The sequence below is a fragment of the Salinisphaera hydrothermalis C41B8 genome (assembly GCF_000732535.1).
Classification (GTDB): Bacteria; Pseudomonadota; Gammaproteobacteria; order Nevskiales; family Salinisphaeraceae; genus Salinisphaera; species Salinisphaera hydrothermalis.
Genome location: NZ_APNK01000058.1, coordinates 1 through 11,289, shown reverse-complemented (window position 1 = coordinate 11,289; position 11,289 = coordinate 1). Strand labels below are relative to the sequence as shown.

8 protein-coding genes and 1 pseudogene are annotated in these 11,289 nt (G+C 63.7%); 3 read left to right on the top strand and 6 right to left on the bottom strand.

From position 1 onward, the window contains the following. Both C41B8_RS18595 and C41B8_RS18590 read left to right on the top strand, forming a co-directional pair. Nucleotides 1–489 (top strand): annotated as a pseudogene (locus tag C41B8_RS18595) (hypothetical protein); the annotation flags it as partial. 235 nt (nucleotides 490–724) lie between these two features. After that, nucleotides 725–1,105, top strand: a complete 381-nt coding sequence (locus tag C41B8_RS18590; protein WP_037341676.1) for a hypothetical protein — start codon at nucleotides 725–727, stop codon at nucleotides 1,103–1,105. 60 nt (nucleotides 1,106–1,165) lie between these two features. Here C41B8_RS18590 and C41B8_RS18585 read toward each other — a convergent pair whose 3' ends face one another. Next, the gene (locus C41B8_RS18585; protein ID WP_198025298.1) at nucleotides 1,166–3,394 is read right to left on the bottom strand and encodes a putative bifunctional diguanylate cyclase/phosphodiesterase; all 2,229 of its coding nucleotides are present in this window, start codon (nucleotides 3,392–3,394) and stop codon (nucleotides 1,166–1,168) included. A gap of 613 nt (nucleotides 3,395–4,007) precedes the next feature. Here C41B8_RS18585 and C41B8_RS18580 point away from each other — a divergent pair. Further along, the gene (locus tag C41B8_RS18580; protein WP_037341674.1) at nucleotides 4,008–5,426 is read left to right on the top strand and encodes a dynamin family protein; all 1,419 of its coding nucleotides are present in this window, start codon (nucleotides 4,008–4,010) and stop codon (nucleotides 5,424–5,426) included. Between the two features lie 266 nt (nucleotides 5,427–5,692). Here C41B8_RS18580 and C41B8_RS18575 read toward each other — a convergent pair whose 3' ends face one another. The 5 genes from C41B8_RS18575 to C41B8_RS18555 all read right to left on the bottom strand — a co-directional run bounded on the left by C41B8_RS18575 (nucleotide 5,693) and on the right by C41B8_RS18555 (nucleotide 10,908). Beyond that, entirely contained in the window at nucleotides 5,693–6,790 is a 1,098-nt protein-coding gene (locus C41B8_RS18575) for a phosphotransferase family protein (RefSeq protein WP_051883773.1), read from the bottom strand. Next, nucleotides 6,771–7,028, bottom strand: a complete 258-nt coding sequence (locus tag C41B8_RS20755) for a hypothetical protein (RefSeq protein WP_198025297.1) — start codon at nucleotides 7,026–7,028, stop codon at nucleotides 6,771–6,773. Before C41B8_RS20755 ends, C41B8_RS18575 begins: the two co-directional genes overlap by 20 nt. Before the next feature lie 149 nt (nucleotides 7,029–7,177). Continuing rightward, on the bottom strand, nucleotides 7,178–8,581 hold the full coding sequence (gene eat / locus C41B8_RS18565; protein ID WP_037341670.1) for an ethanolamine permease: 1,404 nt from the start codon (nucleotides 8,579–8,581) through the stop codon (nucleotides 7,178–7,180). A 43-nt stretch (nucleotides 8,582–8,624) separates the two neighbouring features. Beyond that, on the bottom strand, nucleotides 8,625–9,503 hold the full coding sequence (gene eutC / locus C41B8_RS18560; protein WP_084189205.1) for an ethanolamine ammonia-lyase subunit EutC: 879 nt from the start codon (nucleotides 9,501–9,503) through the stop codon (nucleotides 8,625–8,627). Further along, a complete protein-coding gene (locus C41B8_RS18555; RefSeq protein ID WP_037341668.1) occupies nucleotides 9,496–10,908 on the bottom strand; it encodes an ethanolamine ammonia-lyase subunit EutB in 1,413 nt (470 codons plus the stop codon). Before C41B8_RS18555 ends, eutC begins: the two co-directional genes overlap by 8 nt. Nucleotides 10,909–11,289 lie beyond the last annotated feature (381 nt).

Genomic DNA, 11,289 nt, shown 5'->3' with positions numbered 1-11,289 from the left:
TCAACCACCGATCAGCCGACTGCGGCTCAACGTGAACAATGTGGTGGGTTTACACACCTAGGCGCGACCGGAGAATCCATCGACGACACTCACATGCAGATGGTGCAGGCCGCACGTGTGGTCAAGGCGGTGGACGTGCGCGTACGCGGCTACCATGGCCGACCGCCCATCACCGCGTTCGACGCGTGTCGCGAGATATATCGCGATCAAGAAGGGTTCAGCGATTACTGGGTGCGGCGCTATATACAGCGCCAGGGGCCTTACCCGATCGGCACCATGGTCCGTTATGCCAACGGCTTCCGAGCCCAGGTCGTGAGCCTGGACGAACGCGGTCAGCCGACAGGAGTACGCGTGGTTCGCAATCTGAAAGCGCCCGGCCATCAACGGCTAAACCTCGTGCTCGACGGTGTCGACCTGCATCAACTCGGCAAGCTCGAACATGCCATGGCATATGAGCCCCACGAACTCTATGCGCCCCTCGCCGTATAGCGTAGCGGTGCGGCGTACGATTCCGATTCAACGACACCCGAGGAGAAGTCGCCCTGCGCAGTGGGCCGCGGTGCGGCATAGCAACCGGCGAGCACGGGGCGATACCGCGGCATCGCCATTTTGCCGTCAATCGTTGGGCGTTTGTTCTGTCAGGCTGTGCCTTGCATAAACGAGGTCCGCATGGCGGCCGGGCAAACCATTAGTGCCTCCATACCTGCCTTGTTTGAGCTGGGTTTTGCCGGCATTCATCAACGAAATCTATACTCCAGGATTCAAAATCGAATCGGGCGATGTCATGAAGTCTATGCTGCGTCCCACTGTTTTATTAGCCGGCGCCATGGTGCTCGGTGCCTCGCTTCAGGGCTGTGTTCTCGCCGCCGGCGCGGCAGCCGGTGCGGCCGGCGGTTACGAGGCCAAGAAGCACGGCTACGACGTGCAATCGCCGGTGAAAAAAGACTCGGCCGGGGGCTACAAAGGCCAGGCCCCGGTGGTCAAGCATCCCGAGGACGACAGCACATCCTCGTCGTCGAGCAGTCATGCCGCTGAACCCGCCGATGCGGGCGGTCACGATGCGGACGACGACGGCAACACTGGCAGCGCAACGACACCCAACTAGCGGCTGTCGACGCGCTGCGTCGGCCGCAGGTGTAGTCGTGTGTCGCGTCGTGGTTTCCAGCTATTCGACAGCCAACTGCTCGGCGAAATCTTCAGCGCTCATCGGCGGCGCAAGCAAAAATCCCTGGCCGAAAGGACAGCCGAGTCTCTGCAACATTTCGAGCTCATCCGAGGTCTCGATCCCTTCGGCCACGATGTCCACACCCAGTGTCGTGCCTAACGACAGAATACTGTCGACAATGGCCCGGGTACGCCGGACGCTGGCCATCCGGGTCACGAACTCCCGATCAATCTTCAAGGCATCGATGGCATAGCGATCGAGATAACTCAACGATGAGTAGCCGGTGCCAAAATCGTCGAGCACCACACGGATGCCGCGAGATCGCAGCGCTTCCAGAACCCGGGCCACATGCTCGGGATCCTGAATAAAAATATTCTCGGTGATTTCGAGCTGAAGCCGGGACGGCGCCAGACCGCTTTCGGCCAACGCCTGATCGACCTGATCAAGGAAACGATGATCGCGGATCTCGCGCGCCGATACGTTGACGAATAGCTTGAGATCGGCGGCCGCCGCGCCCCAGCTTCGCATTTGGCGACAGGCCTGACTCATCACCCAATGGCCCAACTCCCGTATTACATCGATCTCCTCGGCCATGGGGATGAATACGTTCGGCGCCACCCACCCGCGTCCGGGATGGTGCCAGCGCGCCAACGCCTCGACCCCGAAGCACCCCTTTTTTCCAAGCGCGTAAATCGGCTGGTAAGCCAGCGAAAATTGCCGGCTGACAAGCGCCTGACGCAAGTCGTTCTGCAACGACAGCGTCTCGACCGCCGCCCGCTGCATCGACTCGGTGAACAAAGAGTACGTGCCCTTGCCGAGCTGTTTGGCGGCATACATGGCGACATCGGCATCTCGAACGACCTGTTCGGGCGAGCTGTAATGCGCATCGATATGCACGATACCGATGCTCGCCGATGAGTAGATATCCTGCTCGCTGATGCGAAACGGCTGATCGAACGCCTCGATGATGCGCTCGGCGACGTCGATGGGCGCCTGGCGCGCTGGGTCGTTCTCGATCAGCACGACGAACTCATCGCCGCCGACGCGCGCCAGCGTATCCTCAGCGCGCACACAAGCCTCCAGTCGCCGGGCCATCTGTTTGAGCAGCAGATCGCCGGCCCGGTGCCCGAGACTGTCGTTCACCAGTTTAAAACGGTCCATGTCGAGGAACAGCAGGCTGGCATCGCCGGTATCGAGCTGATCGCGCAAAACCAACGATTGCACCCGCTCCATCACATAGGCGCGATTGCGCAGATGTGTCAGGTCGTCGTGCGATGCGGCATACGCCAACGACTGCTCGATACGCTGACGCTCGTGCAACTTGGCTTCGAGCGCTGCGTTCTCGGCCTCGGCAATACGCGCCTGATCGGCAATCGCTTCGGCCTGCTTGCGCTCGGAGATATCGCGCTGCACCGAAATCCAGTGGGTATAGCGACCGCTATCGTCAGCTACCGGCACAATACTGAGCTCCACCCAGAACTCGCCGCCATCCTTACGCTGATTGAGCAGTTCGATCTCGATCGCCTGCCAGTTCTCGAGCGCGTCACGCAGCCGGTCGAGTGCGGCGCGTGAGGTGTTGTCGTTTTGAAGGATCCGCGGCGTCCGACCCAGCACCTCGGCTTCGCTATAACCGGTGGTGCGGGTAAAGGACGCATTGCAATAGACGATGCGAGGCCCGGGCGGCTCGATCGGTTCGGCCTCGGTAATCAACACCGCATCCTTGGCGTTCTCTACCACCGACTCCAGCAGGCGTAATCGATCGGGCTGCTGCCAGCCATAAGGCGGGCGCTGCTCCTGCACCGAACGCTCTTGATAATGCAAGGCGAGCTGAACCGCGTGCACACTCAGTGCGTAAAGCTTGGCGGCACTCAAGCGCGCCTGCGGCGAAGTATCCGCCAGCAGCAACAGCCCGAGGCGCCGCCCCTGGTCGCAGATCACCGGTGCCAATGTCATGAACCGTGGGAAGCGCCGATCCGGCGTCGCCACCGGCGGTACCATCGCGCCCGCGGAGTCGAGATCATGATAAACGCGAATGGCATCGATCCCACGATCGGCTGCGAGCCAGCTCTCCTCCGGCATGGCGTAGGCATCGGCCGACGCAATACCCTCGCTGTGCACGGGATAGAGGATCTCGGCATCGAGCCGATAGAACACGGCACAACGGCAGTCGAGGGCGCTTGCGGCGCTGCGTACCAATTGGGAAACAGCCGCCAAGGATGTGTCGGACACGATACGATTTTCCCCCTGGGTTCGACATGGCATGGTCAGCCACACCGGTTGCCGGTCATAGCGCCGTCGCGAGCATACGGCCATCGCAAGGCGCCGACATGCCGCCATCCGTTCCGATGGCGCGCGATGACAACGGCCGAGCCCCTCCCGTACACCCCGTAGCGAAGCCGGCCGGGTCCGTAACGCAGTAAAAATGAAACCGCTGCTGAGCGCAACGACATCGGGCGACGGACGCGTATGCGGCGTCGCCGCCGCATACGCGTCCAGCCAACTCGTAGCGGGCCATAAAACCCGACGCCGACCGGGTGGCGCCCGTTGTCACCGGGGAGCGAACACGGCTCTGCCGGGCCAGAGTTTCGTGCTCTTGTCCGGATGAGGCGCCAGCCCCGCCCCTTCGCGGCCCGATAGATCGTGGGCATTCGGCGCCGCCACGATAACGCCGTGTAGCCCGTCGCGGCACTGTGGCTTGCCTCTTATCGCAGACGAACATGCGGCAGGCGCGGCTCGCGCTCGGACGAAACATGAACGGCCCCTGGCGCCGCCACTGGCATACTATGATGATTAACGCGACGCGCCACGTGCTGCGTCGATGCACGACCGTCTCAGGGGACTTATGAGTCAATCCTCGAAACACGCCACGCGTACCGATTCGCTGGAAACCCACCTCAAGCGCGAAAATCCGCTGCTGCTCGAACCGCTGGCCGAATTCCGCCGGCTCGACCGCATCGCGCACCGTATGGGCTTGCTGGCATCCAACGAGAGTTTCACCCGACGCGTACCGTGGTGGCCGGTGGTCTCGCTGCTGGGTACCTTCTCGGCCGGGAAATCGAGCTTCATCAACAGCTATCTCGGTACCACTCTCCAGCGCACCGGGAATCAGGCGGTCGACGATCGTTTCTCGGTCATCTGCTACAGCGAGGATGCCGAACCCCGCACCCTGCCCGGGTCGGCTCTGGACGCGGATCTGCGCTTCCCGTTCTATCGCATCAGCGGCGATATCGAAGACGTCGCGGCCGGGGAAGGCCGGCGGATCAATAATTATCTGCAGCTCAAGACCTGCAACTCCGAGCAGATCCGCGGCAAGATCCTGCTCGACTCGCCCGGCTTCGACGCCGACAGCCAGCGCTCGGCGACACTGCAAATCACCGATCGCATCATCGACCTGTCGGATCTGGTGCTGGTGTTCTTCGATGCGCGTCATCCCGAGCCCGGCGCCATGCGGGACACGCTCCAGCATCTGGTCACCAGCACGATCAATCGCGACGACGCCAGCAAGTTTCTTTTCATTCTCAATCAGATCGACACCACCGCCGGCGAAGACAATCCCGAGGATGTGGTCGCGGCCTGGCAGCGCGCCCTGGCCTCGGCCGGCCTGACCGCCGGGCGTTTTCTGCGCATCTACGACGAAAACGCCGCCGAGACCATTGCGGACGAATCGCTGGCAGCCCGCTTCAAGGCGAAAAAAGACGAAGACATCGCCGAAATCCATCGCCGCATGAAAGGCGTGGAAGTTGACCGGGCATATCGCGTCGTCGAGTTGATGACTGGCGCGGCCGATACGCTGGCTGGAGACGCCGGCGTGGGGCGCCTCAAGAGTTATCTGCGTAAATGGCGGCAACGCACGCTCATCTACGATGCCTTGATGCTCTTGCCGATCGTGCTGGCCTGCGGGGCCGCGTTCATCTGGGCTCACGGCGTGGCCATGGGCGTGGTCAATCGTGTGTTCGGCAATACCGTGAGCGGCTGGGTGATCGTGGCCGTTGCCGTCGTGGTGCTGGGTGCCCTGCACTACACGAGCCGCAGCTTGGCTGCGAATCAAATCGCGCGTCGTATCGAACCCGCGTCGCAGCAGGCGTTCAGCCTCGATCTGCGACGTGCGTTTCGACGGAATACCCGCTGGTGGCGCGGCCTGTTCAGCTTGCAGCCCAAGGGTTGGCACATTCTCGCTCGACGCCGGGTGGCCAAGATCCGCGATAAGCAGGAAACGATGGTGCGGCGTCTCAACGATCGGTTCACCCAGCCCTCGGGCTGAGCTGACCTCGCGGTCCTGCATGCACGCCCGCCCCGGGCGGCGCCGAACAGAACGAACGAGCGGCACGATACGAGAGGCTGCAGACGTCTCGCAGCATCGACGGACCGCGCGCGCGTCCCGCCGCCTAGCGGTCGGCGGTCCGGTGTATGCGGTGCGCGGGTGACCGGAGGCGATATCGCCAATCGCAACCAACGGCGCCGGGCGTCTTGAACGCCCGTTTTTTACGCCGTCGTAGCTCGGGGACGCGATCGCATTCAGCGGACGAGTCAACAGGCCGTATCGTGGTAACGCGCCATTTGCCAACCGAGTTCGGCCAACTCACTCACTTGGCAGGCGACACGCCTGGCCTCGTCACCATGACGCCCACCGGGCGAACGCGCCTGCACCGCCTGGGCAAAAGCTGCGATGCCGAACAGTGCGAACGCGATGAAGGCGGGCCATTCATCGATCGGGGCCAAACCGCGCGCGGCGCGATACCGCTTCAGCAATTCGGATTCGTCCGGAATACCCCACTCGACGAGATCGAGCCCCGCGATACCGGGGAGAACATCGATATCCTCTGGCAGGTAATACGGCAGGCAGGCATAGGCCAGATCGGCCATGGGATGGCCGAGGGTGGCCATCTCCCAGTCCAGCACCGCCGCAAGATCGGTCCCCCCTTCGGACAACATCAGGTTGCCCACCCGGTAATCGCCATGCGTGATGACGGGCGCGGCGTCCGCCGGAAGATTCTGTTCCAGCCATTGGGCCAGCGCCATCATCGCCGGATCCGGGTCACCGGCGGTATGCTCGTACTGTCGCCGCCAGGCCGTGACCTGTCGTGCCAGATAGCCCCGCGGTCGGCCGAATTCCGACAGCCCGACCGTGTCGGCATCGACATTGTGCAAGGCCGCCAGCGTATCGATCATGCCGCGATAAACCGCCCCGCGCTCATCACACGACAGGCCGTCGAGTTTCGAATCGGACAGGGTGCGCCCGGCCACGTAGTCCATGATATAGAACGGCGCGCCCAGCACCGATTCATCGGCACAGAAAGCGTGCATCGCCGGTACCGGCACGGCCGGGGTGTCGGCCAGTGCCTGCATCACCCGATACTCCCGATCCAGCGCATACGCCGCTATCGGGGCGTCCGCTGCGCTCTTGCGCAGAACGAACTTCGACGCCCCGGCGCCGCGCCCATACGACACGAGAAAGGTCGGGTTGGATTTGGCACCCGCGAACTGCTGTACCGACAGTGGACCACAGTCGAAACCACGCGCGGCCAGATGCCGTGCCAGCGCATCGACGTTGAAACGCCGCCCGCTGCTGACATCGATCAATTCGGGCGGCGGGGTACTGGCCGTTTCACCGAGAACCAGCGGCATGGTGCGTCTCCTCGGCGTTGTCGGGCGAAGCTGACGTCTCTTGCCCCATGGACGGCCGGCCCGAAACCCAGCGCCGCTGTGCAGGATGCCGGGCATCGCCCGCAGGCCCGACGACCAAAGGACGGCTCACGCGCATGGGCTTGGCGAGCCTCAGCACCGCCTCTCGGGCCAGCGAAGCATCGGGGGCGAATACACGCTGGGGGCGCCGCACGATGACGTCGCAATTGAACGCCTGCATGGCGTGTTCTCCTTGGATGGCGGCCGGCGCTGCCGGCGCGAATTTCAATCGAAAATCGCACGCCCCCGAAACCTGTTCAATGCGCCGTTTGGCGAAGAATCCGGGAGACTACGGAGGCGTTCGGATCGAACGCGCCAAGCCCACCATTTTTAATCCTCTAGATCCGACTCCGCTCTGGCCAGCAGACGAAACTCCTCGTCGGCTGTTTTGGCGACCAAGTGCCGCCGGCTGTAAAGAAAAAACCATGCTGCGCCCACGACAAACAACAAGATCGTGTAGCCAAAGGCATGCGGATCGAAGGCATAAACGCCTGTGAGTGCAATCACAGATAACACCAGAGCGATTCCGGAGGTCACCACGCCGCCCGGCGTTCGATAAGGCCGATGCAGCTGCGGCTGGCGCAGACGCAGCAGGATATGGCTGGCGGCCATCAGCGCGTAAGACAGAGTGGCGCCGACGACGGCCATGCTGAGAATCAGGTCGCCGGCCCCGCTTAACGACACGATGAAGCCCAGCACGCCGGGCACGATCAGGGCCCAGATAGGCGTCTTGCGTTCGCCCGTCAGCGACAGGAAGCGCGGTAAGTAGCCGGCGCGCGACAAGGCGAACACAAGCCGGCTATAGCCGAAGATGATCGAGAAGAACGAAGCGACCAGACCGGCGAGCGCCAGCACGTTGACCAGCGTAGCAATCCCGTGACTGCCGCTGGCGCGCAGTGCATCGACCAACGGCACCCCGCTATCGCCGATCATCTTCGCGCCGCCGGCGCCCGCCAGCAGTACCACCACGAGCACTGCCGTACCGATCAGAAACAGCATGGCCGCGATAATGCCGCGCGGTACATCGCGGGCCGGATTCTTGGATTCCTCGGCGGCCAGCGGCACACCCTCGACGGCCAGAAACAGCCACATGCCGAAAGGCAGCGCGGCCCAAACGCCGTACCAGCCGTACGGCAGGAAGCTGGAGGCGCCGGCTGCATCCGTCGGCGCGATGTCGAACAGGTTCGTGGCATCGAAATCGCCGATCAGGGCGATCGAGGTCACCGCGATAGCGAATACGGCCAACGCGCTGATCGCGAACATGGTCTTGAGCGCTTCCCCCGCCCCGGCCAGATGAATGCCGACAAACACGATATAGAACACCGCATACACGAGCGGCCCATTGAGCCCGGTCAGTTCGGCCACCGCGGAACCAATGAAGATCACGATCGCCGCCGGCGCCAACGCGTATTCGATGAGCACCGCCAGACCGGTGAGATAACCGCCGGCCGGGCCCATGGCCTGACGCGCGAAGCTGTAGCCACCGCCAGCCGCCGGAATCGCGGCCGACATCTCGGCCAGCGACAGCACCAGCGAGAAATACATCACGCCCATCAGGATGGCGGCAATCACGAAGCCGCCCCAGCCGGCCTGGCCGATGCCGAAGTTCCAGCCGGCAAAATCGCCGGAGATCACGCCGGCCACCCCCAGTCCGGCCAGCAGCACCCAGCCGGCCGTGCCCTGGGCCAGCTGTCGCTTGGCCAGATAGTCCTGTTCCATGGTCGGATCGCTCATGGCATGCCTCAGTGGATTGCTTGGTGTCGTGGGAAGTAGCAGATCAGCCGGTCAGAAAATTACGGGTGCCCGCGCCGTCGTTATCGATCACACCGTCATCGCTGCGGTCCTTGAGGCCCACGCCGGTCAGGCCGAGATGGCGCGCCTCACCGAGCAGATAAGCCAGACGCCGGGCGGCCGACTCGAGCTTCAGCCCGGCCGGCCGGACGTTGGAAATACAGTTCCGGTCGGCGTCGCTCGTGCCGTCGCCGGGCTGCCAGGTCAGATACAGCCCGAGGCTGTCCGGTGAACTCAAACCGGGCCGCTCGCCGATCAGGACCAGCACCGCTTTAGCATTGAGACGCGGCGCGATGTCGTCGCCGATGGCAACACGGCCCTGCTCGACGACCGTGAGCGGAGCCAGACGCCAATCGTGTGCGCTGCTTGCCAACTCGCGTGACAAGGCGTCGAGAAAGCCCACGGCATGATCGTGGATGGCCCGGGCGGAGAGTCCGTCGACCACGGCCACAGCCAGGTCGAACGGCTGCTGCGCGCTGCCTTCATCGGCGGCCAATGCTTCGCGCGAGGCCTCGTCGAGCCGGCGGCCGAGATCGGGCCGCTGCAGATACATCATGCGATCCTCGGCCTGACTGTGCAGGCGGATCGGCGCCTGACCAAGCGGCCCGTCGATCGCCGCGTCGACCAGATCTGTGCACCAGGCTTCGACATCGAAGGCCCGATGCACCGCGTCGATGGCCTGGGCATGAGCCAGCTGGAACGCCAGCATGCGATCGGTCGGTAGGCTGACGCCGGCCCGGCCGAGGCCAATGCGGGCATCGGTGAAGGCCCGCAGCTGGCGCCAGCGATTAGGAATCACGCCGCCGTCATCGGCCGCGCGCGATACGCCCGCCGTCACATCGGTGAGGTTTCGATCGTCACTCATCGGGCTGCCCTCCGGCCGGCAACCGCGCCAACGCATCAGCGAAAGCGGTCGGCGTCTCATCGTTCAAGCGGTGATTGACTGCGTCGGTGAACACGCCGGCTTGCTCCAGCCAGGCCTCGAACTCCGGTGCGGCTCGCAACCCGAGCGCCCGGCGTGCGTAGAGCGCGTCGTGGAACGACGTGGTCTGGTAGTTGAGCATGATGTCGTCCGAGCCGGGAATGCCCATCACGAAGTTCACGCCGGCCACGCCCAGTAGCGTCAGCAGGTTGTCCATGTCGTTCTGGTCGGCCTCGGCATGGTTCGTGTAACAGACATCGCAGCCCATCGGCACCCCGAGCAGCTTGCCGCAGAAATGATCCTCCAGCCCGGCACGGATGATCTCCTTGCCGTCGAACAGATACTCGGGTCCGATGAAGCCGACCACGGTGTTGGTCAGCAGCGGCTTGAAGTGACGGGCCACGGCGTACGCCCGAGCTTCCAGCGTTTGCTGGTCGATGCCATGGTGGGCATTGGCCGACAGCGAACTGCCCTGCCCGGTCTCGAAATACATGACGTTGTCGCCAACCGTGCCGCGTTTCAGCGACAGCGCGGCGTCTTGCGCCTCGGCCAGGTCCGACAGACCGAAACCGAAGCTGCGATTGGTGGCCTCGGTTCCGCCGATCGATTGGAACACCAGATCCACCGGCGCCCCGCCCTCGATCGCCTCGAGCGTGTTCGTCACGTGGGTGAGCACGCAGGACTGGGTAGGAATCTCGTAGCGCGTGATGATGTCGTCGAGCAGATGCAGAAGACGCTTGGTCTGGGCGACGTTATCGGTGGCCGGATTGATGCCGATCACGGCGTCACCGTTGCCATACAACAGGCCATCCAGAATCGAGGCGGCGATGCCGGTGGCGTCGTCGGTGGGATGGTTGGGCTGCAGGCGGGTCGACAAACGCCCGGGCTGACCGATCGTGTTGCGGAACGCCGTGACCACCGGCGCCCGCTTCGCGGCCAGAATCAGATCCTGGTTGCGCATGATCTTGGAGACGGCTGCCGCCATCTCGGGCGTGATGCCGGGGCGGACGGCAGCGACCACGTCGGCATCCACCGCATCGGACAGCAACCAGTTGCGGAAATCGCCAACCGTGAGATGCGAGATCGGCGCGAACGCCTGTCGATCGTGCCCGTCGAAGATCAGGCGCGTGATCTCGTCGTCTTCATAGGCCACCAGCGGCTCTTCCAGAAACCGCTTGAGCGGCAGCTCGGCCAGCAGCATCTGGGCGACGACGCGCTGCTCCGCCGATTCAGCGATGACGCCGGCCAGCCGATCCCCCGATCGCGCGGGGGACGCCTTGGCCATGACGTCGGCCAGCGAGTCGAAGATAAAAGTCCGCTCGCCCAGGGTGTATCGATAATCGCTCATGGTTATGTCCCTGCAAGGTCCCTGCCAATCCTGTGTATCACCTTGCATGCTTTTAGGGCGTGTCGTCATGAGATACACCGCCGCACCCGCGCCCGTGAGGTGGCAAGACAAGGCATCGTGAGCGTCGCGTGGCCGGGCCACGTGAGCGAACGACAACGCCGGATTGCCGCCTCACGGGCACGGGCCCTGCGGGTGAGGCCCGCCCACCGCGCCAGGCGGCGTTGCATGCCTTGACCGTGGGGCCCGCCACGCTCGGCGGCATGCGCCTTACCTGACACGATGGGCGGGCCTCATGCGGTGGCGTCTCTCATGACGACACGCCCTAGGTGTTTGGTCCCGCTGTATGATGGTTCAACGTTAACGCCAGAGTTCAAAGCGATC

Coding starts and splice junctions, on each gene's coding strand:
- C41B8_RS18580 (WP_037341674.1), top strand. CDS start 4,008: ATGAGTCAATCCTCGAAACACGCCACGCGTACCGATTCGCTGGAAACC.
- C41B8_RS18575 (WP_051883773.1), bottom strand. CDS start 6,790: ATGCCGCTGGTTCTCGGTGAAACGGCCAGTACCCCGCCGCCCGAATTG.
- C41B8_RS20755 (WP_198025297.1), bottom strand. CDS start 7,028: ATGCAGGCGTTCAATTGCGACGTCATCGTGCGGCGCCCCCAGCGTGTA.
- eat (WP_037341670.1), bottom strand. CDS start 8,581: ATGAGCGATCCGACCATGGAACAGGACTATCTGGCCAAGCGACAGCTG.
- eutC (WP_084189205.1), bottom strand. CDS start 9,503: ATGAGTGACGATCGAAACCTCACCGATGTGACGGCGGGCGTATCGCGC.
- C41B8_RS18555 (WP_037341668.1), bottom strand. CDS start 10,908: ATGAGCGATTATCGATACACCCTGGGCGAGCGGACTTTTATCTTCGAC.